The 25683-nt window shown below is 71.7% G+C and carries 21 protein-coding genes; 5 read left to right on the top strand and 16 right to left on the bottom strand.

What is annotated here, in order from left to right:
* Nucleotides 1–12: 12 nt before the first annotated feature.
* A complete protein-coding gene (locus tag IM697_RS18990) occupies nt 13–1848 on the top strand; it encodes a glycoside hydrolase family 15 protein (RefSeq protein WP_194048893.1) in 1836 nt (611 codons plus the stop codon).
* Nucleotides 1849–2423: 575 nt separating this feature from the next.
* On the opposite strand, the gene IM697_RS18985 is transcribed toward IM697_RS18990, so the two are convergent.
* The gene (locus tag IM697_RS18985; protein WP_194048892.1) at nt 2424–3383 is read right to left on the bottom strand and encodes a hypothetical protein; all 960 of its coding nucleotides are present in this window, start codon (nt 3381–3383) and stop codon (nt 2424–2426) included.
* A 199-nt stretch (nt 3384–3582) separates the two neighbouring features.
* On the opposite strand from IM697_RS18985, the gene IM697_RS18980 reads away from it, so the two are divergent.
* Both IM697_RS18980 and IM697_RS18975 read left to right on the top strand, forming a co-directional pair.
* Nucleotides 3583–3798, top strand: coding sequence for a heavy-metal-associated domain-containing protein (locus IM697_RS18980; protein WP_194048891.1), 216 nt, complete (start codon nt 3583–3585; stop codon nt 3796–3798).
* A gap of 68 nt (nt 3799–3866) precedes the next feature.
* Entirely contained in the window at nt 3867–6122 is a 2256-nt protein-coding gene (locus IM697_RS18975; RefSeq protein WP_194048890.1) for a heavy metal translocating P-type ATPase, read from the top strand.
* A 61-nt stretch (nt 6123–6183) separates the two neighbouring features.
* Here IM697_RS18975 and IM697_RS18970 read toward each other — a convergent pair whose 3' ends face one another.
* The 8 genes from IM697_RS18970 to IM697_RS18935 form a co-directional block, all read right to left on the bottom strand.
* Nucleotides 6184–6636 (bottom strand): phospholipase, encoded by a 453-nt coding sequence (locus IM697_RS18970; protein ID WP_194048889.1) that lies wholly within the window; start codon nt 6634–6636, stop codon nt 6184–6186.
* 106 nt (nt 6637–6742) lie between these two features.
* A complete protein-coding gene (locus IM697_RS18965) occupies nt 6743–7333 on the bottom strand; it encodes a hypothetical protein (RefSeq protein ID WP_194048888.1) in 591 nt (196 codons plus the stop codon).
* Nucleotides 7334–7338: 5 nt separating this feature from the next.
* Nucleotides 7339–8199, bottom strand: a complete 861-nt coding sequence (locus IM697_RS18960; protein WP_194048887.1) for a carbohydrate ABC transporter permease — start codon at nt 8197–8199, stop codon at nt 7339–7341.
* Nucleotides 8196–9134 (bottom strand): carbohydrate ABC transporter permease, encoded by a 939-nt coding sequence (locus IM697_RS18955; protein WP_194048886.1) that lies wholly within the window; start codon nt 9132–9134, stop codon nt 8196–8198. The genes IM697_RS18960 and IM697_RS18955 overlap by 4 nt, the downstream gene beginning before the upstream one ends.
* On the bottom strand, nt 9131–10414 hold the full coding sequence (locus IM697_RS18950) for an ABC transporter substrate-binding protein (protein ID WP_194048885.1): 1284 nt from the start codon (nt 10412–10414) through the stop codon (nt 9131–9133). The genes IM697_RS18955 and IM697_RS18950 overlap by 4 nt, the downstream gene beginning before the upstream one ends.
* A 70-nt stretch (nt 10415–10484) precedes the next feature.
* Nucleotides 10485–11237: a cupin domain-containing protein gene (locus IM697_RS18945; protein ID WP_194048884.1), complete on the bottom strand. Its 753-nt coding sequence runs from the start codon at nt 11235–11237 to the stop codon at nt 10485–10487.
* On the bottom strand, nt 11231–12148 hold the full coding sequence (locus tag IM697_RS18940; RefSeq protein ID WP_194048883.1) for a DUF6807 domain-containing protein: 918 nt from the start codon (nt 12146–12148) through the stop codon (nt 11231–11233). Before IM697_RS18940 ends, IM697_RS18945 begins: the two co-directional genes overlap by 7 nt.
* Entirely contained in the window at nt 12145–13260 is a 1116-nt protein-coding gene (locus IM697_RS18935) for a Gfo/Idh/MocA family protein (protein ID WP_194048882.1), read from the bottom strand. Before IM697_RS18935 ends, IM697_RS18940 begins: the two co-directional genes overlap by 4 nt.
* Nucleotides 13261–13490: 230 nt before the next feature.
* Between IM697_RS18935 and IM697_RS18930 the strand changes: the two genes are divergently transcribed.
* A complete protein-coding gene (locus IM697_RS18930) occupies nt 13491–13730 on the top strand; it encodes a hypothetical protein (RefSeq protein WP_194048881.1) in 240 nt (79 codons plus the stop codon).
* A 52-nt stretch (nt 13731–13782) separates the two neighbouring features.
* On the opposite strand, the gene polX is transcribed toward IM697_RS18930, so the two are convergent.
* From polX to IM697_RS18895, 7 genes are all read right to left on the bottom strand, one after another.
* Nucleotides 13783–15519 (bottom strand): DNA polymerase/3'-5' exonuclease PolX, encoded by a 1737-nt coding sequence (gene polX / locus IM697_RS18925; RefSeq protein ID WP_194048880.1) that lies wholly within the window; start codon nt 15517–15519, stop codon nt 13783–13785.
* Between the two features lie 54 nt (nt 15520–15573).
* The gene (locus IM697_RS18920) at nt 15574–16809 is read right to left on the bottom strand and encodes a DegT/DnrJ/EryC1/StrS family aminotransferase (protein WP_194048879.1); all 1236 of its coding nucleotides are present in this window, start codon (nt 16807–16809) and stop codon (nt 15574–15576) included.
* Between the two features lie 68 nt (nt 16810–16877).
* Nucleotides 16878–18005 (bottom strand): GNAT family N-acetyltransferase, encoded by a 1128-nt coding sequence (locus IM697_RS18915; protein ID WP_194048878.1) that lies wholly within the window; start codon nt 18003–18005, stop codon nt 16878–16880.
* Nucleotides 18006–18177: 172 nt separating this feature from the next.
* Nucleotides 18178–18951, bottom strand: coding sequence for a class I SAM-dependent methyltransferase (locus IM697_RS18910; protein WP_194048877.1), 774 nt, complete (start codon nt 18949–18951; stop codon nt 18178–18180).
* Nucleotides 18952–19046: 95 nt separating this feature from the next.
* Nucleotides 19047–20264 carry an aminotransferase class V-fold PLP-dependent enzyme gene (locus tag IM697_RS18905; RefSeq protein WP_194048876.1) on the bottom strand — a complete coding sequence of 406 codons (1218 nt, stop codon included), beginning with the start codon at nt 20262–20264 and terminating at the stop codon, nt 19047–19049.
* Between the two features lie 4 nt (nt 20265–20268).
* Nucleotides 20269–21588, bottom strand: a complete 1320-nt coding sequence (locus IM697_RS18900; RefSeq protein ID WP_194048875.1) for a pyridoxal-phosphate dependent enzyme — start codon at nt 21586–21588, stop codon at nt 20269–20271.
* Nucleotides 21585–23054 (bottom strand): type III PLP-dependent enzyme domain-containing protein, encoded by a 1470-nt coding sequence (locus tag IM697_RS18895; RefSeq protein WP_194048874.1) that lies wholly within the window; start codon nt 23052–23054, stop codon nt 21585–21587. The genes IM697_RS18900 and IM697_RS18895 overlap by 4 nt, the downstream gene beginning before the upstream one ends.
* Nucleotides 23055–23301: 247 nt before the next feature.
* On the opposite strand from IM697_RS18895, the gene IM697_RS18890 reads away from it, so the two are divergent.
* Complete coding sequence (locus tag IM697_RS18890) at nt 23302–25545, top strand: WD40/YVTN/BNR-like repeat-containing protein (RefSeq protein ID WP_194048873.1); 2244 nt, start codon at nt 23302–23304, stop codon at nt 25543–25545.
* Nucleotides 25546–25683: the final 138 nt, after the last annotated feature.

Here is a 25683-nt window from a genome sequence, read left to right as displayed (position 1 = left end):
AGGGAGGCTGCGATGAGCACGATCCCGACGGGGACGGACGCCCCCGGGGCGTCACGGTACGTGCCGATCGCCGAGCACGGGCTGATCGGCGATCTGCGCAGCGTGGCCCTGGTGGGCACGGACGGCACGATCGACTGGTACTGCTGCCCGTCCTTCGACGCCCCCAGCGTCTTCGCGGCGATCCTGGACGCGGAGCGGGGCGGCTGCTTCGAGCTGGCCGCGGCGGTGCCGGCCCGGACCAAGCAGTTCTACTTCCCCGACACCAACGTCCTGATCACCCGGTTCTTCACCGAGGACGGCGTCGGCGAGGTGCAGGACTTCATGCCGGTGGACGGCGCGTCGGCCGAGGCCGATCGGCATCGGCTGATCCGGCGGGTGGTGTGCGTGCGCGGTTCGCTGCCCTTCCGCACCCGGGTGGCGCCGCGGTTCGACTACGGCCGGCGGCCGCACACCGTGCGCATGTCCGGGGACGTGGCGGTCTTCGAGTCCGACGGGCTCGCGCTCGGCCTGACCGCGACCGTGCCGCTGGAGATCGACGGCATGGACACCCGCGCCGACTTCAAGCTCTCCGAGGGCGAGTCGGCGGTGTTCGCCCTGGACCAGGTCGGCGGGGACGTGGCGCCGCGCCGGTGTGCGCGGACGGAGGCGGAGGAGCAGTTCGCGACGACGGTGGCGTACTGGCGGAGCTGGCTGCACCGCTCCAAGTACCGGGGCCGCTGGCGTGAGATGGTGCACCGCTCCGCCCTCACGCTCAAGCTGCTCACCTACGCCCCGACCGGCGCGATCATCGCCGCGCCGACGACGAGCCTGCCGGAGCAGCTCGGCGGCGAACGCAACTGGGACTACCGCTATGTGTGGGTGCGCGACGCCGCCTTCTGTGTCTACGCGATGCTGCGGCTGGGGTTCACCGACGAGGCCGAGGCGTTCATGAAGTTCCTGACGCAGTACGTCAGTCCGTGCCCCGACGGGAACTCCGCCCCGCTCCAGGTCATGTACGGCATCGACGGCCGCACCGACCTCACCGAGAGCGAACTCACGCATCTGGAGGGACATCAGGGCTCCGCCCCGGTACGCATCGGCAACGCGGCCTCCGACCAGCTCCAACTCGACATCTACGGCGCGCTGATCGACTCCATCTACCTCTACGACAAGTGGGCGCAGCCCATCTCCAGCGCCCAGTGGGACGACGTCTGCACACTGGTGGACTGGGTGTGCCAGCACTGGGACCAGCCCGACGAGGGCGTCTGGGAGACCCGCGGCGGCCGCAAGAACTTCCTGTACTCGCGGCTGATGTGCTGGGTGGCCATCGAGCGGGGCATCCGCATGGCCAACCGGCGTGGTCTGCCCGCGGATCTGCCGCGCTGGCAGGCGTGCCGGGACAGGATCTACCGGCGGATCATGGCCCGGGGCTGGTCCGAGACGCGCAAGGCCTTCGTCCAGCACGAGGACGGCGACGTGCTGGACGCGGCCGTGCTGATGATGCCGCTGGCGAAGTTCATCGCGCCGACCGACCCCAAGTGGCTTTCCACCCTGGACGCGCTCACCCAGGACCTGGTGTCCGACTCGCTGGTCTACCGCTACGACCCGGAGGCGAGCCCCGACGGACTGCGCGGCGACGAGGGCACGTTCTCCATCTGCTCGTTCTGGTACGTCGAGGCGATGGTCCGCGCCGGCCGGGTCGACGAGGCGCGGCTGGCGTTCGAGAAGATGCTGACGTACGCCAACCATCTGGGCCTGTACGCCGAGGAGATCAGCCACACCGGCGAACAACAGGGCAACTTCCCGCAGGCGTTCACTCATCTGGCCCTGATCAGTGCCGCGTTCAACCTGGACCGGGCGCTGGGATGAGGCGGGTTCGCGGGGGCGGTCGGCCGGTGTCCTCGACAGGACGTCGAACTTGGATGAGGCCAACGCAAAGAGGGTTCCCGACTCCCGCGACGCTGCCCGGTCGGTGGCGGACGGCGGGCCCGCGACCGCCGTCCTCGTGTATCTGCCGGCGTGGCGGCAGGGCATCCGCGGCTAGCGGCCGGCGCCGGCCGGCATCGGGGTGAGCGCCCCGCTGCAAGTCTCAACGGCCGGAGTTGGGCGGACGTCGCCGACCGCGAGGAGGCTGCGGATCCAGAGACGGGCGACGACGTGGGGCGGGCTCGGCGTGGATCCTGTTCGTCGCCCTCATCGCCCCGCAACTGGCCCGCCGCCTCCCCGGGCCCCCGGCCCCAACCTCCTGGCGGCCACCTGCGCCGACGCCCTGCTCGTGGTCGTCGGGGACTTCGCCTCTCAGCGCATCCATCAGATGACCCGGCTTCCGGTCGGCGTGGTCAGGGTGGCGGGTCCAGGGCGGGTGTCGAGCCCGGCGTGGCGAGCGCGCGTACCGGGCGCCGGTGGCCGGTGGCCGGTGGGATGAGCGGCGCATGCCCCGGTCCTCAGTGCCCGTGCTCCTCGGCACCGTCCTCGTGCGTGGGCGCCTCGACGGTGGCGCCCGCGGCCCCGGCCCGGACCGTGAACGCGGCGGTGTGCACCTCGCCCCTGTGCTGGAAGTCGAGGAACAGCCGGTATGTGCCGCTGCTCGGCGCGGTCGCCGAGAAGGAGATCTGCGGGCCGGGCTTCGTCCTGCCGTCGCCGGGCCGGCCGTTGGGGTGCACGTGGAGGTAGCCGAGGTCGCCGGAGCGCAGGGCCACCAGGTGGCCGTAGGCGCCGAGGTAGGGCTGGAGGTCGGTGACCGGGCGGCCGTCCCGGGAGACCTTCAGCTTGAGCTCGCTCTCCTTGCCCGGGCGCAGGCCACCGTCGAGGCCGACCTCGTAGCCGTGGATCTTCGCGGTGGCGTTCGGGGCGGGCAGCTCCCGCGGTGCGTAGGCGCCGGAGGCCGCCAGGTCCGCGCCGAGGGTGAGGCTCTCGGCGTCCTTCTTCGCCGGGGTGAAGTCGGCGAAGACGCGGTAGCCGCCGGCGCGGGGCAGTTCGACGGGGATGCTCCAGGTGCCGTCGGCGGCGCGGGTGGGGTGCAGATGGCGGTAGGTGACCAGGTCGCGTGAGGCCACGATGAGGTGCAGTTCCTTCTCCTGCTCGCGGTGGAACGCGGTGACGGCGCGGCCGCCACTGTCGCGGATCACGAAGCGCAGGTCGGAGCGCTTGCCGGCGGTGACGCTCGGGGTCGTCAGGTCGAGGGTGTAGCCGCCCTCGGAGACCTGGAGCCCGCCGGCCGACGTCGCCCCGCCCCCGCCATGGCCGCCGCCCTCCGGTTCCGGTGCCGCCTCGGGGTGGGTCTCGTGCCGGGCGGGCGCGGGGTCGTCGACGACGGGGTCGACGCCCTTGCCCACGCCGTAGGCGGTGCCGAAGGTCGCGGCCAGGGCGGCGGCGAACGCGGTGATCCTCAGTCCGGCATGCATGGCGGTCTCCTGCGGGTCTGGGCCTTCATACGGCCTTCATGCGGTCTTCAATGCACCTCACCATACCCCTAGGGGGTATGAAGTCAATCCGGATCCGGGCTTGCTTTGCCTACCCCCTAGGGGTATACATGGACACCGGCAAGGATACTCCCGCCCCGTATCGCGGTCGACCGCGACCACACGTCACAGGAGGAACCCCATGTCCACCACCACCTACGCCGTCTCCGGTATGAGCTGCGCCCACTGCAAGGCCACGCTGACCAAGGTCATCGGCGAGCTGGACGGCGTCACCGCGGTCGACGTCGACCTCGCCGCCGGACAGGTCACCGTCACCAGTGCGACCGAGCCCGACGACGCCCGGCTGGCGGAGGTCGTCGACGACGCCGGCTACGAACTGACCGGCCGCGCCGCCTGACCCGCACCCCGAACCGCCGGAGCCCTGCCGCACCGGACTCCCCGCCCGCATCCCGCACAGGAGCAGCGATGACCACCACCGCGTCCGACCCCACGACCGAGGTAGAGCTCGCCATCGGCGGCATGACCTGCGCCTCGTGCGCGGCGCGCATCGAGAAGAAGCTGAACCGGATGGACGGCGTGGCCGCCACCGTCAACTACGCCACCGAGAAGGCGAAGGTCAGCTACGGCGGTGACGTCTCCGTCCAAGACCTGATCGCCACCGTCGAGGCGACCGGGTACACCGCGCGGGAGCCCGCGCCGCCCGTGCGGGAGGAGACCGGCGGCGCCGACGAGGACGACGGGATACGGCCGCTGCGGCAGCGGTTGGTCACCGCCGTGACGCTGGCCGTGCCCGTCGTCGCCATGGCCATGATCCCGGCCCTGCAGTTCGAGTACTGGCAGTGGCTGTCGCTCACGCTGGCGGCGCCCGTCGTGACGTACGCCGCCTGGCCCTTCCACAAGGCGGCGCTGACCAATCTGCGGCACGGCGCGGCCACCATGGACACGCTGATCTCGGTCGGCACGTCGGCCGCGTTCGTCTGGTCCCTGTGGGCGCTGTTCTTCGGCACCGCGGGCGAACCGGGCATGACGCACCCCTTCGAGCTGACCATCTCCCGCAGTGACGGCTCCGGGAACATCTATCTGGAGGCGGCCGCCGGAGTCACCGCCTTCATCCTGGCCGGGCGCTACTTCGAGGCCCGCTCCAAGCGCAAGGCCGGCGCGGCGCTGAAGGCGCTGCTGGAGCTGGGCGCCAAGGACGTCACCGTGCTGGGCGACGACGGCCGCGAACGGACCGTGCCCGTGGCGGAGTTGAAGGTCGGCGACCGTTTCGTCGTGCGTCCCGGCGAGAAGATCGCCACCGACGGGACGGTCGTCGAGGGCTCCTCGGCGGTGGACGCCTCGATGCTCACCGGCGAGTCCGTACCGGTCGAGGTGGCCCAGGGCGACCCGGTGACCGGCGCGACGCTCAACGCGGGCGGCCGGCTCGTCGTCGAGGCGACCCGCGTGGGTGCGGACACCCAGCTCGCCCGGATGGCCAGGCTGGTGGAGGACGCGCAGAACGGCAAAGCCGCGGCGCAGCGGCTCGCGGACCGGATATCGGCCGTCTTCGTGCCGATCGTGATCGCCCTCGCCCTGGGCACCCTGGCCTTCTGGCTCGGCAACGGCGCCGGTGCGGCCGCCGCCTTCACCGCCGGGGTCGCCGTACTGATCATCGCCTGCCCGTGCGCCCTGGGCCTGGCCACGCCGACCGCGCTGATGGTGGGCACCGGCCGGGGCGCGCAGCTCGGGATCCTGATCAAGGGCCCGGAGGTGCTGGAGTCCACGCGCAAGGTCGACACCATCGTGCTGGACAAGACGGGCACCGTGACGACGGGCCGGATGACCCTGCTGGCCGTGCACACCGGCGACAACGCCGACGAGGCCGAGGTGCTGCGCCTCGCGGGCGCGCTGGAGCACTCCTCCGAGCACCCGATCGCCCGCGCCGTGGCCGACGGGGCGCTGCAGAAGCTGGGTGCGCTGCCCACGCCGGAGGACTTCGCGAACGTGCCCGGCCTCGGGGTGCAGGGCATCGTCGAGGGCCACGCGGTGCTCGTGGGCCGGGAGCGGCTGCTTCAGGAGTGGGCGATGGAGCTGCCCGAGGGTCTGCGGCGGGCCAAGTCCGAGGCGGAGGCCGCCGGTCGTACCGCCATCGCGGTCGCCTGGGACGGCGAGGCGCGGGCGGTCCTCGAGGTCGCCGACGCGGTGAAGGACACCAGCCCGGAGGCGATCCGGCGGCTGCGCGCCCTCGGCCTCACCCCGATCCTGCTGACCGGCGACAACCGGGCCGTGGCCGAGGCCGTCGCCCGCGAGGTCGGTATCGCGCCCGAGGACGTCATCGCCGAGGTGCTGCCGCAGGACAAGGCCGAGGTCGTCAAGCGGCTTCAGGGCGAGGGCCGTTCGGTCGCCATGGTCGGTGACGGCGTCAACGACGCGGCCGCGCTGGCCCAGGCCGACCTGGGGCTGGCGATGGGCACCGGCACGGACGCGGCGATCGAGGCCGGCGACCTCACCCTGGTGCGCGGCGATCTGCGCGTCGCCGCCGACGCGATCCGGCTCGCCCGCAGCACGCTCGGCACCATCCGGTCGAACCTGTTCTGGGCCTTCGCCTACAACGTCGCCGCGCTGCCGCTGGCCGCGGCGGGGCTGCTCAACCCGATGATCGCCGGGGCGGCCATGGCCTTCTCGTCGGTGTTCGTGGTCGGCAACTCCCTGCGGCTGCGCTCGTTCCGGGCCGCGAGCTGATTACTCGGCAGGAAGAACAGAGGGGCGCCGCACCCGCGGCGCCCCTCCTGCCGTCGAGCCGTCAGCCGAAGGCCTTCACGGCCTGGTAGTACGTCCACGCCGTGCTGGAGCAGGCGGACTTCGTCGCGCCGCCGTAGTTGGCGCACACGCGCTTGAGGTCCTCGTAGAAGGCGCTGTCGAGCCGCGACTTGTTGGCGTCGAACGCGCCGAGCGCCTTGTAGTTGCGGTAGCCGAAGTCGTGCCGGGCGCAGGACGTGGCGAAGGAGAAGCCGAAGGGGTTGTCGGGCGAGGAGGAGCAGTAGTCCGTGGACCAGTCGAAGCCGTACGCGGACCAGGCGGACCGGTTGTTGCGGGCGGCGACCCAGGCGTTGTGGCTGGACGCGCTGGTCTGGGTCCAACCGGCGAGGACCTGGGGCTTGTCGGCGGGGGCGGCGTCGGCGGCCGGGGCGGCGGCGAAGAGTGTCGCGAGGGACATGGCTGAGGCGGCGAGACCGGTGGCGAGTGTGCGGCGCATTTCCACACCTCCATGAGGCTGCGGCCCGCCCGTCGGGTCGCAGGTTCATGACAAGATGATCGACACCCCAACCATCTGCTCACACCGCATGCGCGCAAATGAGTGCTTAACTCTCGGATATGACAGCCAGTCGGACATGAACGGCGGTCAGCGCCAAGGCCAACGGCCCGGGAGCGAGGAAGGCCAGCGGCAGCAGCGTCCAGGCGCACAGGGCGGCGGTCGCCACCGCGAGCAGCACCAGGCCACTGCCGCCCACGTCCCGCACCGAGTCCCGGGCGGCCAACCGCAGGGCCGCCCGCCAGTCGGTGAGCGACTCGGGGCGGGCGCAGGCGCGCAGTCCGGCCACGACGGCGCACGCCCCGATCCCCGCGGCGGTCACCGCGAAGGCCGCCCCGCCCGGCAGTCCCGCCCCGGCCAGCGCCAGATCGGCGGCCAGCAGCAGCACTCCCGCCCATGCGAGGGCACCCGCCGCCAGATCGCCGCCCCGCAGCCGGCGCCGTAGCAGCGCGAAGTACCGCCCGGCGGTGGCCGGTTGCCCCTCCCGCGCGCCCCGCAGCACCGCGCACGCCGTCGACAGCGCGGCCGGGGCGGTCAGCAGGGGCAGACAGGCCACGGCCGTGGCGAGGCCGACGCTCAGCACGTCGGCGAAGAGCGTCATCCGCGGGCCGAACACCTCGCCCGCCTCGCGTGCCGGCATCCCGCTCACCCCTTCAGTCCGGAGCTGGCCATGCCCTCCACCAGGAAGCGCTGGAAGGCGAGGAAGAACAGCACGATCGGCAGCAGCGCGATCACCGACATCGCGAACATCGGGCCGAAGGCCGAGGTGCTGGAGGCGTCCACGAACGAGCGCAGGGCGAGCGTGAGCGTGAACTTCTCCGGGTCGAAGAGGTAGATGAGCTGGGTGAAGAAGTCGTTCCACGTCCAGATGAAGGTGAAGATCGCCGTGGTGATCAGCGCCGGGCGGGTGAGCGGCAGAACGACCAGGAAGAAGCTGCGGAAGGGCCCGCAGCCGTCGATCCGGGCCGCCTCCTCCAGCTCACGCGGCAGGCCGCGCATGAACTGCACGACGAGGAACACGAAGAACGCCTCCGTCGCCAGGAACTTCGGCAGGATCAGCGGCCAGTAGGTGTTCACCAGGCCGAGCTGGTTGAAGATGATGTACTGCGGGATCAGCACCGCGTGGTGCGGCAGCATGATCGTGGCAATCATGAACGCGAACAGCGGCCCGCGGAAGCGGAAGCGCAGCCGGGCGAAGGCGTAGGCGGCGAGCGAGCAGCTGATCACGTTGCCGAGGACCGCGCCGCCCGCGATCAGCAGCGAGTTGGCAAGCAGCCGCCAGATCGAGACGTCGTTCACGCCGTCCAGGGCCGTGGAGTAGTTCGACCACTCCAGGTGGCGCGGCAGCAGGTCGAGGCTCGCGATGACCTCGTCGGCGGGCTTGAGCGAGGTGGCCAGCAGCCACGCCAGCGGGTACAGCATCACCAGCAGGGCGGCCAGACAGCCGAGGTGCAGCGCGAGACGCCCCCAGCGAACCGGCTTACGGGCAAGGGCGGTTGTGGTCATCGGTCCCCCTCGGAGGCGTAGAAGACCCAGGAGCGCGAGGTGCGGAACAGCACCGCGGTGACGGCGCCGATCACGATCAGCAGGACCCAGGCCATGGCGGAGGCGTAGCCCATGTGGGAGGCGACGAAGCCGCGGTCGTAGAGGTAGAGGGTGTAGACGAGGGTCGAGTCGGCGGGGCCGCCCTTGCCGGCGCTGAGCGCGAAGGCCGGCGTGAAGACCTGGAAGGCCTGGATGGTCTGCAGGACCAGGTTGAAGAACAGGACCGGGGACAGCATGGGCACCGTGACGGACAGGAACTGCCGCCACCTCCCAGCCCCGTCGACGGCCGCCGCCTCGTACAGCTCGCCCGGGATCTGCTGGAGACCGGCGAGGAAGATGACCATCGGCGCCCCGAACTGCCACACCGTCAGCAGCGCCACGGCGAGCAGTGCCCAGCCCGGCTGGTTGACCCAGCCGCCGGTGCCGAACAGGTTGTCCACCGTGCCACCGTCGTTGAAGACCGCCCGCCAGACGAGGGCGATGGACATCGACGCGCCGAGCAGCGAGGGGGCGTAGAACGCGGACCGGTAGAAGGCCTTGCCGCGCCTCATGGACTTCAGGGCGATCGCGACCACGAGGGCGAGCGCCAGTTGCAGCGGCACGGCGATGACGACGTACGTCAGGGTGGTCACCACCGAGCGCCAGTAGCGCGGGTCCTCGGTGAACATCTGGACGTAGTTGCGCAGGCCCACCCAGCGCGGCGGGTTGAACAGGTCGTAGTCGGTGAAGGACAGGTACAGCGACACGGCCATCGGCAGCAGGGTCAGGACGACGGCGCCGAGCACCCATGGGGAGAGGAACACCCAGGCGGCGCCCTGGCGTTCGCGCCTGGGGCGGCGTTTCGGGGTGGCGGCGGTGGCGGGCTTCGCGCGGCCGGGGATCGTGGTGGTGGTCATGACCGCAGCTCCGCCTTCGCCTCGGTGACGTAGTTCTCGGCCGCCTCGCGGGGCGACATGCGCTCGTACGACACCTGGTCGTAGTCGCGCTGGAAGGTGGTCTGGAGGGCGTTGTCGCCGGCGGGCGGGGCCTGCGGCGGGTCGTTGAGGGTGCCGTCCAGGGAGGCCTGGTAGTCGCCGATGGTCTTGTCGAAGTCCTTGAGCCGCGGCTCGATCTCCTCGCGGATCGAGCCGTTGACGGGGATGCCGCGGGTGGCGCCGAGGACGTTCGCCGCCTGTGGGTCGTTGACGAGGAAGTCGACGAGCCGGGCGGCTTCCTTCGCGTGCGCGGTGTTGGCCCCGATGCCGAGGAACATCGACGGCTTGAAGTACTGGCCGGGGGTGCCGTCCTCGCCGGAGGGCATCGGCGCGAGTGCGACACCGCTGGGTATCAGGGCGAGGTAACCGCTGGCCGGAGCGTCCCAGTTGGCGTCGGTCATCGCCTCACCGCGGCCGAGCGGGGTGTTCTCGACGGAGCCGTCGAGCTGCGTGGTCTGCTCGGCGGGTGAGACGACGCCCTCGCGCCGGAGCCGGTCGGTGAAGGTCCACCAGCGGGTCAGGTCGTCGGCGGTGAAGCCGAGCCCGCCGTCCTCGGTGTAGAGGGACTTGCCCTGGCCGCGCAGCCAGACCTCGAAGCTGTCCTCGCTCCAGCCGGGGTCGGTGGCGCCGGGCTTGCCGGTCTCCTCGGCCAGGGCGCGCATGGTGTCGGCCCACTCGCTCCAGGTCCAGCTTCCGCCCGGGAGCGGGACACCGGTCGCCTTCCACGCCTTGACGTCGTAGACGACGGTCTCGGTGCCGCGGCCCTGGGGAATCGCGTACTGCGTGCCGTCCAGCTTGCCGGTGGCAAGCAGGCCCGCGTCGATCTCTCCGGTGCGCAGTACGGCCTTCTGCTTGCCGAGGTCGAGCAGGACACCGCCCGAGGCGTACTGGTCGATCTGGCGGTAGTCGAGCTGCATCACGTCGGGGGCGTCGCCGCCCGCGGCCTGGGTGGCGAGCTTCTGCTTGTAGGCGTCGTAGGCGGAGAACGAGGTCTGCACCTCGATGTTCGGGTGCTGTTTCTCGAACAGGGCGACAGCTTGCTCGGTGCGTTCCGCGCGGTCCGGGTTGCCCCACCACGTGTAGCGCAGCACGACCTTGCCGCCGCCGACCGACTCACCGGATCCTGAGCAGCCCGCCAGCATCGCGCACAGCGCGAGAGCGGCGGCCGAAGCGCAGAACCCCTTTGTCCTGTGTCCGGGCATGCCGAGGTCACCTCTCCTCTCCTCGGGCTTTCTGTTGGCCCCCCTCGCCCCCCTCGGCCCCCCTGACCTGCTACTCGCCGCCGTACGGCAGCGTCGTCCCCGGCAGGTTGTACTCGTCCCGGCGGCCGCACATCCCGAACCCGCCGAGCCGGGTGGGCGCGGTTTCGTACGCGGTCGCCTCGCCCAGGTACGCCGGTTCCCCCGCCTCCAGCGCGTCGAGCTGGGCGCCCGTGCGCTCGGCCGTGGCCAGGGCGCCGGCCCGCCACAGCTCCCGCCAGTCGGGGACCTTGGCGCGCACGAGCCGGGCGGCGGCACGCTGGAACTCGCGGTACGGGCCGCTGTCCCCGGCTTCGAGCGCCTCGCGCAGGGCGAGGTAGCCCTCGACGGCGAGGTCCCTGCGGCGCCGTGCGGCGGCGGCCGTCTCCGGGCCGGTGCCGGGTGGGAGCACAGCGGCGGCCGCGTATCTCTCGGCGTCGGCGAGCACGTCCGGCGGGAAGGTGAAGACGGCGTCCCCGGCCTCCGGCAGGCCGCTGTTCTGCATCAGCACGGTGATGCGCAGATCGCCGCCCTGCACCATGCGGTGCACGGTTCCGGGCGTGAACCAGGCGACGGAGCCGGGCTCCAGCGGGATGTCCCGGTAGCCGTCGGGGCTCAGCGTCTGCACGGCACCCCGGCCGCCGGTGACGACGTACGCCTCGGTGCACACCAGGTGCAGATGCGGGCTGCCGCCGCACACGCCGTCGGCGGCCTCCCAGTCGTAGGCGCTGAGATGGGACAGGCCGACGGCGCCGGGCAGCGGGTGCGGAAGGTTCGGCTTCACCACGGCATTGCCTCCAGGTGGGCGGCCACCTGCTCCCGGTCCCAGGCCCCGTCGGCGACGACGATGCGGTAGCGGTACTCGAAGGACTCGCCCGGCGGCAGCTCGAACTCCTCGAAGAACGCCCAGGAGAACGCCACCGTGGGGATGGGCTCGGAGCGCACGAACCAGTGCGACTCGTGAACGGCGTCCAGGTTCTCGGGCGCGTGCGCGAACACGAGGGTGGAGTGCCCGTCGATGTCGTCGTGCTCGGTGGTGAAGGCCAGCCACGGGCCCTGACTGCCCATCAGCTTGTCGGCGTCCGCGTCGGACTCCGGCGCGAAGGCGGTCCCGCCGGTGAAGTCGCGCGGGCCGCGCCACTGCAGTCCGGTGTAGCCGGCCAGCTCCCGGCCCTCGGTGGTCGGGGACCCGAACCGCAGTGGCTCGGCACGGGTGTTGGTGAGCCGGATCGACCAGTCCAGCGCCCAGGCGCCGGCCGCCTCGTCCACCGAGTGCACGATGAGCCCGCGCGTCTCCCGCGCCCACTCGGCACCACCGTTCTCCACCCAGGTGAGCTCCTCGGCGACGGTGAGCCGGTCGTCCTCGACCGCGAACACCGGGAAGCCTTCGTGCCGCATCGAGCCGATCCGCTCCGGCAGCGGCAGGTAACCCTGGCCGTGCACATAGCAGTTGCCGCCCCAGAAGTTCTGCCCGGACAGATGGCTCGCCGTCATCTGCAGGCCCTTGTGCCAGCGGTGGTCGCTGGGCCGGTACCCGGTCACGGTGTGCCCGGCGAGGGTGCGCACCGGGTGGGCGTACGGCTTGCGGGACTCGAAGGCCTCCGGGTCGGGACGGTAGACGTAGCGGAGGATCTCGGTGCCGTTCGCCGCCGTCACCGCGATGTGGTCGCCGTGCGCGTGGGTGACACGGATGCTCATGCGCGCTCCTTGGGGGCCCAGTGGGGGTGGTCTCCGTGCATGGCCGGATAGAAGGGGTCGCCGGACCCGATCTCGCCCGCGTACACCGGCTGTCCGGTGAACGCGGACTTGTACAGGGCGGCGGCGAAGTCGAGGGTGGCCCGGGCGTCCGGGCCGCTGCCGGGCGGCCGGACACCGTTGTCGTGGGCGTCGAGGAGGGCGCCGAGCTGGGCCGTGTGCGAACTGGGCACGTCCGCCGCCGGGGTGCGCCAGGCGGTGGCGCGCTCGGAGGGGACGTGCGGGGCCGGGGTGTAGACCCAGTCGTCGTTGCGGTGGCCGTACAGGTGGGTGAGCTCGACCGTCGCGTCGGCGCAGTCGATGCGGATGCGGCTGACCTCGTGCGGGGACAGCACGCTGTTGACGACGGTGGCGAGGGCGCCGTTCTCGAACCGGACGAGGGCCGTCGAGACGTCCTCGCTCTCGGTGTCGTGGACCAGGCGCGCGGCCATGGCCCGGATCTCCGCCCAGGGGCCCAGCAGATGCAGCAGCAGGTCGAACTGGTGGATGCCGTGCCCCATGGTGGGCCCGCCGCCCTCGGTCACCCAGCGCCCGCGCCACGGCACCGCGTAGTACGCGGCGTCCCGGTGCCAGGTCGTCTGGCAGTGCGCGACCAGCGGGACGCCCAGCTCACCGCCCGCGATCAGCTCGCGGGCGTGGACGGCGCCCGAGCCGTAGCGGTGCTGGAAGACCACCGAGGCATAGGCCCCCGACGCCTCCTCGGCCGCCGCGATGTCGTCGTACTCGGCGAGCGACAGGCACAGCGGCTTCTCGCACAGCACCCAGGCGCCCGCCTTGAGCGCGGCGACGGTCTGCTCCCGGTGCAGGGACGGCGGGGTGCCGATCAGGACCAGATCGGGGCGTACGGCGTCCAGCATGTCGCCGGTCGAGGTGTACCCGGCGACCTGCTCGCCCGCGAGTTCGCGGAAGGCGTCCAGCCGGCCCTGGTCCACGTCGACGGCGGCGACCAGCTCCGCCCGGTCGGCGTGGTGTCTCAGCGCGGGAAGGTGACTGCCGCTGACGATGGCGCCGGTGCCGATCACGGCGACGCGGCGGCGGGCGGAGCGTGGGGGCATACGGTTCTCCTCGGACGGTCGGCGGACAGCCCGCTTCAGAAAGCGCTTGCACTTCGAGGGCGACCCTAGGCAGGGACGTAATGTCAGGACAACCCCTCTGCGGCGACATGGGCAAAGCCTGACCCGTTCGGCCCGGCCCACGTCGGCACGCCCCCCTTCTCGACGGCCGCTCAAACGAACGAAGATCACCGGACTCGCTCGCGCGTCAACTCCGCTTCGGGGAGCGGGCGTTGACAGCCCTCGGCATCCGCGCCACGGTGGTCACTCGTCGTGATCGGGAGGTCGCCGAGATGGCAGCAGCCGGCACCGATGCCGAGTTGGTCGCCCGCGTACGGTCCCTGCGACCGCTCTTGCGCGAGCACGCACCGCGCACCGAACAGCAGCGGAGGGTGGTCCCCGAGGTGGCCGCGGCGCTCACGGACGCGGCCGTCCACCGGATGAACGTCCCCCGGCGCCAGGGCCTGTTCTGAAAAGCTAGGCCTTCGGAAAGCTAGGCCTTCGGAAAGCTAGGCCTTCGGAAAGCTAGGTCTTCTTCAGAAAGCGCCGCAGCCGGGTCAGCGGCCAGGTGTTGATCACGTCGTCCTGGGTGAGCCAGCCGCGCTGCGCCGTGCCCACGCCGTAGCGCAGGTTGGCGAGGTGGATCACCGCGTGGGCGTCGCTGTCGACGGCGAACCGCACGCCGTGCCGCCGGGCCCGCAGGATGTCCTCGTCGCGCAGGTCGAGCCGGTCCGGATGGGAGTTGACCTCCAGGGCGGTGCCGGTGCGCGCGCAGGCGGCGAAGACCGCGTCGAGGTCGACGTCGATGCCGGGGCGCTTGCCGATGAGGCGGGTGGTGGGGTGGCCGATGATGTTGACGTGCGGGTTCTCGCAGGCCTTGACGATCCGCCGGGTCAGCGCCTCGCGGCCCTGGTTGAAGTGCGAGTGCACCGAGGCCACGCACAGGTCGAAGCCGGCGAGGAACTCGGGCGGCCAGTCCACACCGCCGTCGGGGTCGATGTTCAGCTCGGCGCCGTGCAGCACCCGCATACCGCCCCGCTTGCCGCGCTTGCCGTACTCCCCGTCGAGCGCGCGGACGTGTTCACGCTGGGCGAGGATCCGCTCGTCGGTCATGCGCTGCATGGCCATGTCGGGGCCGTGGTCGGTGACCGCGTAGTAGGCGTAGCCGCGCTCGGCGGCCGCGGCGACCATCTCCTCCAGCGGGGCGAGCCCGTCGGTGAGGTCGGTGTGGGTGTGCAGATCGCCGCGGATGTCCTTCTCCTGGACGAGTTCCGGCAGCTCGTCGCGCAGCCCCGCCTCGATCTCGCCCCGGTCCTCGCGCAGGGTGGGCGGGATCCAGGGCAGGCCGAGGCGGGCGTACACCTCCTCCTCGGTCTCGGAGACGATCTTCTTGCCGGTCTCGGTGTCGAAGAGGCCGTACTCGGAGAGCTTGAGCTTCTTGTGGACGGCGATCTCCCGGGTGCGGATGTTGTGCGCCTTGGAGCCGGTGAAGTACTGCATCGCCGCGCCCCAGGAGTCCGGCGGCACGACCCGCAGGTCGACCTGGAGGCCCTTGCTGGTGCGGATCGACGTCTTCTTCTCGCCGTGTGCGATGACCTCGGAGACGTACGGCAGCTCGGTGAAGGCCCGCATGACCGGCTCCGGCTTCTTCGCCGCGACGAGGACGTCGATGTCGCCGATGGTCTCGCGGACGCGGCGCAGCGATCCGGCGTAGGAGCACCGCTTGCAGCCGGTGACCTGCGACATCTCGGCGACGATGTCCTCGGCGAGACCGAGGGCGACGTCGATCAGGACCCGGTCGCCGGAGGACTGGAGCAGGCCGATGCCGTGCAGGATGTTCTCCTCGGTCTTCGGCCCGAAGCCCTTGAGGTCGCGCAGCCGCTCCTCGTGGATGGCGTCGGCGAGTTCCTCGGTGGTGGAGATGCCCAGTTCCTCGTAGAGGACGAGTGCCTTCTTCGGGCCGAGCGTGGGGATGGCCGTGAGCTGCCGGACCCCGGCGGGGATCTTCGCCCGCAGTTCCTCCACGGCGGACACCTTGCCGCTCTTGAAGTACTCGACGATCTTCTCGGCGGTCGACTTGCCGACATTGGGGATCTCCTGGAGCCCCTTGACGTCGAGCGTGGACACGTCGGCGTGGTAGCCGCCGATCGAGCGGGCGGCCTTCTCGTAGGTGCGCGTCCGGAACGCGTCTCCTCCGGTGATCGAGATCAGATCCGCGTACTCCTGGAACAGCGCGGCGACCTCGTCGTTGGACCGAGCCACACCTCCAGGGTAGGCACGGAAGGCCGACCGGACGAACCATGCCGACCGGACGAACTACGAGGTCTCCCCCGTGACCCGGCCGGCCCCGGGGCGTACGTCGGCGACCGGCATCGGCGGGTGGGCCGGGGTCACGTGTTCCTTGGTGAGGGCGTCCATGATCCTGCGGGCCAGATGGGGGTCGACCGGCAGGGTGTGCGCGGCGAACCAGCGGGCGGCCGCGGGGTCGGGGGACGGTTCGACGAACTCGGCGCCCGCGTAGTCGTCGAGCGGCGGGTCGTAGATGTAGCCGGTGATCACTCCGTGGTCGACCAGGTGTTCCGCCACGCTGTCGCGGTCGTGGACCAGGAGGGGGACGCGGAAGAGGGCGGGCGGGCCGTCGTGTGTCACCCGGTCGTGCAGTGCCGGGGTGGCCCAGGCGGTGCCGGACAGCAGCGACACCCCGGCCCGGCGCCGGGCGAGGTCGCCGTCGAGCAGCGCCATCCGCAGTTCCAGCGGGCCGCGCACCAGGGCCCCGTGGCGGGAGCGGAAGCCGTGCAGGTCGACGCGGACCCAGGGCTCGTACGCCGCGAGGCTGGGCGCGTCGCGCGCGCTGCCGGCCAGGCGGGGTGCGTGCAGGGCCATCCGGAAGCCGTCGCGCTCCAGCAGGCCGAGGCGCCGCATGGTGCGCCAGGCGGGGCGCGCCAGGTGGAGCGTGCGGATCGTGGACCGGGCCAGTGGGCGCAGTGTCGTGGCCAGGTCGTCGCGCAGGCGGCGTGGGGTGAGCAGGTCGTCGCGCAGGAGCTCCAGCTCGCGTCGGGTGCGTGCGTCGTCGACGGCGAGGAAGCCGCCCGCCATCCCCGCGACATGCTTGGAGAGGCTGAACGCCGCGGCCTTCCCGAACGTCCCGATCGGCTGCCCGTCCACATGCGTGCCGATGGCGTGTGCCGCGTCCTCGATCAGGGGGATGCCCAGCACGGCGCAGCGGCGGCGCAGTTCGACGACCCGGTCGGGCAGCCCGTACAGGTTGGTGGTCAAAACGGCGTCCACAGCGCGCCAGGTGGACGCCGGTACGGCGGCCGGGTCGATGTTGCCGTCCCACCGGGACACCGGGGCCTGGACCGGGCGCAGTCCGGCGGCGAGGACGACGAAGAGGATCACGTCGTCGTTCACCGGGGACATCAGCACCCGCGCACCCGGCCGGCACCAGCGCCGCAGCGCCAGATACAGGGCCAGTCGGGCCGAGGGCGTGTAGACGCATTCACGTCCGATGCGCCGTGTCATCGTCGCGGCGAGCCGCGATCCGTACGGCATCGTCACCTGCTTCCGTGGAAGGGTCCGCCGAAGGGTCACCCAAAGGGGGCGGTGAGCGGGGCGCGCGCTCAGCGGGCGCGGGCTCCCGCGCCCGGTGCGTGGGCCGGTCCCTTGGTGCGCAGGGTGCCGACGGTCTTCAGCAGCCGGTCGGCGGGCTCGCGCAGCCGGGGATGGGCCAGGACGGTGTTCCGCAGTCCGCGCACCGGTCTGCGCCACATCCGGTGGGCCGCGGCCACCGGGTGCGGGCGCACCGCGAACCCCTCCGCCACCCGCAGTTCACGGGTCTTGAGCCAGTCCTTGTACTCCTTCTCGCCGCGCCCCATGTCCATGAGCGTCACGCCGTCCCGGCCCGCGGCCTGAGCCAGCCTCAGGTGCATCATCAGTCCGGGCGAGTAGTAGCCGAACTCGGGGTCGTACGCGGTGAACCAGGCCGCGAGCACGGTGCGCGACCTCGGCCCGAAGTGCGCGGCGACGGGTCGGTCACCGGCGTACACCACGGACAGGATGCCGGTGAAGTGCTCTTCGCGGACCTGGAAGAAGTGGTCCACCAGATCGACGATCCAGGGCCTGGAGAACCGGTCCATCCGCCCGGTTCTGCGGTACTGGGCGGACTTCCACCGCATGAGGGTGCGCAGCACGCGCGGGTCGCGCTCGTCGTACACGAACCGCACCTCGCCCGCGTCGCGGCCCAGGCGGCGCTCCTTCTTCAGCGTCGTCTTGGCCAGCCCCGGGTAGGTGGCGCGCAGCCACTCGGGGTAGCCGCCCTCGCCGGGCTTGAGGTCGAGGACGGGAGAGGCGAACGTGCCGGTGACGTAGGGGGCGAACGACGGCTGTTCCTCGACGAGGTGATCGAACTCGAAGACGGACAGTCCGCAGGCCCGCAGCAGTTCGTGGGTGTCCCAGCCGACCCCCGGCCGGTGCACCAGCGCCTGACAGTCGGACAGGCCCAGGCCGATGGCCCGGCCGACGCCGCATGCGTTGCGCTCGTACGGGAGGAAGCCGACGGGCTCTCCCTGCTCGTGCAGGACCGCGACATACGCCCCTTTGCGGTGCCTGCCGACCCCGAGTGTGAACTCCGGCGCCAGGAACGGGTTGGCGTAGTCGGGCGACTCGTCCATGGCCCGGTGCCACGCCCGGCGCAGCGGCTCGTTCAGCTCCTCGGGTCTGTGAACGGTGATGGCGCTCGTGGATCGCATGACGACCGCTCCCCCCAGCAGAAATCCCCCGGTGGCGCTTTGGGCGCCTGGCCACACTGTCCCCCGTATCGAACTCTGTGGCGAGGCTCAAACGTCGCGAAACAGTACGCACCCTGTCAAGGTGCCCGTTGAATCCTTTAGCAGTGCTTGGTGACGAAGCGGGCGGATCCGGTCAGCGGATGGCCACGACCACATGGCTGTCGCCGTACTGCCAGACGGATCCGGCGTGCCTGAACCCCGCCCGCCGCAGCAGCCGTTCGTGCGTGGCCACGGACAGGCTCGGCGCGCCGTCGCTCCCGCCGGCCGGCTGCCTGCGCCGGCGCTCGGCGAGCAGGTCGGACAGTTCGGGGTCCCGGGCGACGGCCGTCCACCAGGAGGCCCAGTCCTCGTGGGCCAGGGCGCGCCGGCGTTCGGCGTGCCGGCGGCCGACGCGTCCGGCGAGGTCGGCGAGCGCGATGTCGTCGTGCGGGAAGTGGTCGCCGTTGACGAGGACGCCGCCGGGCCGCAGCAGTGCCGCGAGCTGCCGGTAGGTGCGGTACAGGGTGTCCGGGTCCAGGTAGTGCAGGGCCGTCGTCGACACGGCCGCGTCCAACGGGCGGTCGAGGCACAGGGCGTTCGTCCAGCCCTCCCCGCCGATCACCGTGTCGACGTAGCGGGCCGCGTCCGCGTGATGGGTGCGGGCCAGCTCCAGCAGCAGCGGGTCCATGTCGACGGCGACGAGGTCCGCCTGCGGCAGCCGTTTGGCGAGCCGGGCGGCCAGTGAGCCGGGGCCGCAGCCGAGGTCGACGACGAGCGGCCGGGCCGAGGGGCCGCATGGGTCCGCCACCGCCTGTTCGACGACGTCGGCGATCACCGTGAACCGCTCCTCGCGGTCCACGGCGTATCGCTGCTGCTGGAGCTCCCAGCGCCGCACCCATCGCTCCGCCGTCGCCAGGCTCAGCCCCATCCGGTCGTGCCACCTCGCCGTTCCGCACTCGTACGCACCGTCTGGGCCAGACCCTACAGGTGGAAACGGTTCCCATTCCCCCTAACGGCGGTACGTCATCCGAGGGTGGCAAGGACCCCCAGCAGCCGGTCGACCTCCTCGACGGTGTTGTACACATGCAGGCTCACCCGCACCGAGCCGGTGCTCTCCCCCGCCCGGCCCTGGCAGTGCTGGTCGGAGCGGACCATGAAGCCGTGGCTGAAGAGGATGAAGCCCAGGTCTCCCGAGTCGATGGCGCGGTGGCGGAGGGTGACGATGCCCTGGCGCCGCTGGACGGGTGAGTCGGCGGCCAGGCTGGACTGGCAGCCGAGGATCTCGTAGGCGTCGAGGTGCCGCAGGCCCTCGGTGAGACGGGCCGCGAGCGCGACCGTCCATCGCTCGATCCGGTCGGCGCCGGCCGCGTCCAGCCAGTCCAGGGCGGCGGCGAGGGAGGCGATGCCGACCGTGTTGGGGGTGCCCGACCAGCCGCCCGGCGTGAACGCGGGCCCGCGCGACTGACGGGCCCAGACGGCTCCCGTGCCGGGCAGGGCCATGGCCTTGTGCCCGGAGAAGACGACGAAGTCGACGTCCAGATCGGCCACGGACACCGGCAGATGGCCGACGCTCTGGGCGGCGTCCAGGCAGATGACCGCGTCCGGTCCGACCGCTCGGCGGATGCGGTGGATGTTCATGTTGCCGCCGTACACGTGGTGGACGTGGCTCGCGGCGACGAACCGGGTGCGCGGACCGGCCAGTTCGGCGAGGGCGGTGTGGTCGTAGTCGCCGGACGCCGCCTGGTACGGCATCGGCCGCACATGGACGTGGACGCCCTGCCGGGCCAGTTGGCGCTGCGTCTCCAGCCAGGGCGCGATGTTGGCCTCGTGGTCGGCGACCGGGACGACGATCTCGTCGCCGTCGGCGAGGAGCCCGGGCAGCCAGTCGCGGGCGACGGTGCGCAGTCCCTCGGTGGTGCCGCTCGTGAAGTGCACGGCCGAGCGCTCCGGCGCCGGGTCGGCGAGGAACAGCTTCACCCGGCCGCGGGTCTGCTCGACCAGGGTCGTGGTCCGGTTGGCCCAGGTGTAGGTGCCGCGTCCGGCGTTGGCGTTGGTGGTGGTGAGGTAGGTGTGGACGGCGTCGAGCACGGCCTGCGGCTTCTGGGCGGTGGCCGCGCTGTCCAGATAGGACTGCTCCGGGTGGGCGGTGATGATCGGGAACTGGGCCCGCAGGGCGCGCTGCCAGTCCGCCAGATCCTCGACGGGGAGGGGCACTTGGGCATCGGTCCTGGACACGGTCATGCGGTCAGTCCCGTACCAGAGGTGCGCCGGCGTCGCGCCAGGCGATGATGCCGCCGGTCAGACTGCGGACGCCGGGGTGGCCCATCCGGGTCAGCAGGGCGGCGTAGCGGGCGGACTTCTCGCCGACCGGGCAGGCCAGCAGGACGGGGCGGGTGCGGCTGAACGGCAGGCCGCCGTGCAGGAGTTCCTCGAAGAGCTCGTCGACGATGTTGACCGAGCCGTCGATGTGCAGGGCGGCGTAGGCGTAGGGGCTGCGCAGGTCGACCACGAGCGGTTCCCCGGTGGTGATCCACGCCTGGGCGTCGGCGACGCCGAGGGCCGGTGCCGTGCGGATCTCGGCGTCCGACAGGTCGGCCGGGGAGTTGCCGCGGCGGGGGCGGCCGAAGAGGTCGGGGCGCCGTTGGCGGACGTAGCTCAGATAGCTCTCCACGCGGTCGCAGACGATGAAGACAGCCGACTGTCGCTCCGTCAACTCTTCGTCAGCAGCGCGTAGTTGTCGCAGCGCGCCGAAGAAGGCCGCGCCTCCGGTGGGTCCGGCGAGGATGCCGCAGCGGCGGTTGAGGGTCAGCATGCCCTCGATGGCCTCGTCGGCGCTGACCGACTCGATGGTGTCGTAGGTGCCGGGGTCGAACAGGCCCACCTCGTGCGCCTCGTCGATGGTGCGGATGCCGGGGATGAAGTCGGACTTGGCGGCGACCAGGCCGACGACCCGTACGGCGGGGTCGTGTTCGCGCAGGGCGCGGGCGACGCCGGTGGAGGAGCCGGCGGTGCCCACACAGGCGATGAACCAGTCCGGGGACCGGCCGTCGAGGTCCTTGACGATCTCCGGTCCGGTACCGGTGAAGTGGGCCTCGGTGTTGCGGGGGTTGAAGTACTGGTCGGTGTGCAGGTAGGTGCTGCCGGGCTCGGACAGGGTGCGGTGGAACTGGGTGAGCGGGTCGTCGGTGGCCGTCGGGTCCAGGCACTCGCTCTGGCCGGGCAGTTCCTCGATCTCCGCGCCGAGCAGCAGCAGCAGGTCCTTGATCTCCGGGATGCGCATCCGGTTGGTGACGCTCTTGAAGGTCCGTCCGTGCATGCCCGCGAGGACGGCGAGGGCCTTGGCGGTGTTGCCGCTCGACAGCTCGACGACCTGACCGCCCCGCTCGGGCGCGGCGGCCAGCCGCGGGCGGGCCATGTTCCAGGCGGCCCGGTCCTTCACCGAACCGAAGGGGTTGAGCAGCTCCAGCTTGGCGTACAGGTCGATGTGGCTCAGGCCGTGCACGGCCGGGTCGATGCGCACCAGCGGTGTGTTGCCGATGGCCTCGGTGATGCTGTCGTACCTCACTGCGCTCCCCCCACGGGTGTGGTCGGCCAGTACTGGTCGTCCAGGCACCAGCGCCATCTGTCGCCCTCCTGCCAGACGGCGGCCTTGCGCGCGGCGGGCTGGTGCTGGGCACGGGTGGCGTGGAAGTCCATGCAGTAGCCGGCCGTGTTGGCGAAGGCCAGCAGGTCGCCGGGGACGGGGCGGCGGGGCAGGAAGACCGTGCGGCGGGTGATCAGGTCGGACTCCAGGCAGCGGCTGCCGAAGAGGTGCACGGCGACCGGTTCGGCGCGGTCCGCGTCCGCTCCGTCCCGTGGGACGACGACCGGGTCCATGAGCACCCCGTGGTCCTCCAGCGCCACGTCGTCGGCCTTCGCCGCCAGCCGTACGGCCAAGGGGCCGTCGGTCTCCTGGTCGCGCACCTCCAGGACCTTGGTCAGGGTCAGTCCGCACTGGTCCAGGAGGGCCCGGCCGGGTTCGATGTGCAGGTCGTAGAGGTGGTCGAGGAGCAGCGCGGCCAGGGGGCGGCCGCCCAGGGACGCCGCCGGGTGCGCGAGCAGTTCGTCGAGATAGCGGGCGCCCGCGATGGGACGGTGCGCCGGGTACAGGCCGAGGGCGCCGCGCAGGGTGCCGGATTCGTTGCGCAGTCCGTAGCCGTGGCCGCCGTATGTCAGGGGCGGGCGGATGCCCAGCACGGCTTCGGTCAGTTCGGTGGTGTACCGCTCCCATTGGCCGCCGTCGGCGAGGTAGTTGACGCCGAAGCCGCCGCCGATGTCCACGGCCCGGGGCCGAAGCCCCCGGCTGCGGCACTCCTCCAGGACCCGCAGACAGCCTTCCAGGGCCGTGGCCTTCTCGGTGAGGCTCGTCGTGTCCATGTGGTACGCGACGCCGACCAGGTCGACCACGTCGCCGTGCCGCTCGACGGTCTCCAGCAGTGCGGTCGACTCCCCTACCGCGGTGCCGAACCGGCTGCGGCGGCTCAGCACCCGTACGCCGGACGCCTCGAAGCCCGACAGCCGCAGCAGGACGCGGGTGCGGGGCAGCGCGTGTTTGCGTACCAGCGTGGCGAGTTGGTCCAGTTCGCCTCGGGTGTCGAGGCTGACGGTGACCGACGTGCGCGCCGCCAGCCACAGGAACTCCGGGTTCTTCGGTCCGGTGGCGGTGATCCGGTCGGGGGTGAAGCCGGCGCCGAGGGCGTGCTGCAGTTCGCCGAGGGAGGCGACGTCCACGCCGGCGTCCGTGGCGGCGAGCCGCCGCAGCAGGGCGCTGGACCGGTTGGCCTTGTGGGCGAAGAACACCTGGCCGGACAGGTGGTGGGAGCCGTACACCGAGCGGAACTGCTGGAGGTTGTCGGCGAGTTGGTCGGGTACGACCATGTTCAGCGGAGACCCGAGGGCGTCGGTGAGCCTGTGCAGCAGCTCCGGCGAGTCCGCCAGCGAGCGCAGCCGCGACTCCAGCCGCGGTTCGAGATACAAGGGCTGCCCGCCCATGCGTGGCCCCTCCTCAGTACTCGGGCCCGACCTCCCGGGCACTGCCGATCACTCCCCGCGGGTTCGCCGTATAGCTCCTTTCCCTTCCTTCGGGTGCTTTACGCCCTGTACCTACCCACGTGGGCGGTACGTCAACAGCCTCGGCCGCACTCCCGCCACAGCCGGCACCTTCGCGCTCTTCTGCCCAACTGCCTTCTCTCGTACCGTCGTTCCGGTTGTAGACAGCCATGACGACGGAAGGGTCCACATGGGCAGAGGTCTGCTGTCACTGGTTCTCGCCACGGTCACCGGAGCGGCGTTGCTCACGGCACCGGCGGCGGCCGCACCACCCCCGTCGTCCGGGGCGTCGGCGCCGCCCGGGCCCTCCGACGTGTACCGGCCGGTCCGTGGACCGGCCGCCCCCGCGGAGTACCGCTACCTGCAGAAGACCCTGCCCGGCGAGTCGATGCCGCGCCACGCGCATGACCGCGCCGCCGCGCAGGCCCGCGAACTGCCCACCGTCGGCGGGCGCTGGAAGAGCGTCGGGCCCACCAACATCGGCGGCCGGATCGTCTCCCTCGCCCTCGACCCCAAGCGCGCCGACACGCTGTACGCCGCGGCGGCGAGCGGCGGGCTGTGGCGCAGCACCGATGCCGGGGCGACCTTCCACTCGGTGTGGCCCGACAGCTGGACGCAGGCCATGGGCGCGGTGGCCACCGCCCCGGACGGCACCCTGTACGTGGGCACCGGTGAGCCCAACCCGGGTGGCGGCAGCATCACCTACGAGGGGACGGGGCTGTACCGCAGCAAGGACGGCGGCCGGACCTGGAAGCCGATCGGCCTGCGCGACTCCGGCGCGATCAGCGCCATCACCATCGACCCCGCCAACCCGCGCCGCATCTATGTCGCCGCGGCCGGCTCCCTCTACAACGGCGGTGGAGACAGGGGCGTCTACCGCTCGGAGGACGGCGGCGCCACCTGGGAGCGGATCCTCGCCGGCGCCAACGAGTTCACCGGCGCCACCGAGATCGTCGTCGACGGCGACCGGCTCTACGCCGTGTTGTGGGACCACCGCCGCACACCCGGACTGCGGACGTACGGCGGTGTCGGCTCGGGCGTCTTCCGCAGCACGGACGACGGCGCGACCTGGCAGCGGCTCGGCGGCGGACTGCCCGCCGAGGGCCCGGACGTGGGACGCATCGGCCTGGCGGTCGCGGGCGAGAAGCTCTATGCGATCGCCAACAAGGCCAGTGGCCCCTTCGAGGGCTTCTACGCCTCCACCGACGGCGGCGACAACTGGACCCGCACCCCTGCCAACGAGGACATGACGGGCTCCCAGTCGAGCTTCGGCTGGTGGTTCGGCAAGGTGTGGATCGACCCCCGGGACAACGAGCACGTGCATGTGGCCGGCGTGCCCCTGATGACCACGAAGGACGGCGGGGCCACCTGGACGGCCGACGACACCAGCATGCACGTCGACCAGCACGCCATGGTGTGGGACCCGCGCCGCCCGGGCCGGGTCTACCTCGGCAACGACGGCGGCGTCTACCGCTCCGACGCGAACGGCGACGGCGGCTGGGTCAAGTCCCGCCACCAGCCCTACACCCAGCTCTACAGCGCGGCGATCAGCCCGCAGGACGTCACCCGCATCTCGGGCGGGGCCCAGGACAACGGCTCCCTGCGGTCCTGGGGCGGGGAGAGGTTCAACGAGTACCTCGGCGGCGACGGCGAGGAGAACCTCATCAACCCGACCGACGTGGACAACGTCTTCGCCTGCTACCAGTACGGCAACTGCTTCAGCTCCACCGACGGCGGCGACACGCTCACGTACTTCGCGGACCGGACGACGTACCAGCGGCGCAACTGGTTCACGCCGGTGGTCTTCGACCCGCGCGATTCGAAGATCCTCTACTACGGCTCCGAGGTGCTCAACCGCTCCACGGACGGCGGCGCGACCTGGCAGCCGATCAGCCCGGACCTGAGCGGCGGCCCGGGCCCGGACCCGATCTACACCAACTACGGCACGATCACCTCGATCGCCCCGGCGAACGACGGACGCACCGTGTACGCCGGCACGGACGACGGCCGGGTGTGGGTCACCAGGAACCTCGGCGCGACCTGGACGAAGCTGGCCGAAGGGCTGCCCTGGGTGACCCGGGTGGTCGTCGATCCGAAGAACCCCGACCGCGTCTGGACCACCCACTCCGGATACCGCTCTGGCTCCCCGCTGCCCCATGTGTACGGCAGCACGGACGGCGGCCGGCACTGGCGGAACCTGTCGGGCAACCTCCCGGCCGCACCCGTCAACGACCTGGTCGTCGCCCGCGGCGGCATCCTCTACATCGGCACCGACCAGGGCGTGTTCACCAGCGTCACGGGCGGCGGACACTGGCTGCGTCTGGGCCGCGGCATGCCGCAGGTACCGGTCGACGACATCGAGTACGACGCGGGTCACCACCGCCTGGTGGCCGCGACGTTCGGCAGGGGCTTCTATGAGCTGACCACGCCCTGACGGACCGCTGCACCGGGCGCGGCGGAAGCCGCGGACACGGCGGTCGGCACCTCGGCCGCCGTGTCCACCTCACCCGCCTCGGTGGACCTGCGGGGCGACGGCACCGTCCGCGCGAGCGACAAGGGCGACCCGGCGCTG

The sequence above is a fragment of the Streptomyces ferrugineus genome (assembly GCF_015160855.1).
GTDB classification, from domain to species: Bacteria; Actinomycetota; Actinomycetes; order Streptomycetales; family Streptomycetaceae; genus Streptomyces; species Streptomyces ferrugineus.
The sequence above is the reverse complement of the archived record's forward strand: the minus strand, read 5'-3'. Positions and strand labels throughout refer to the sequence as shown.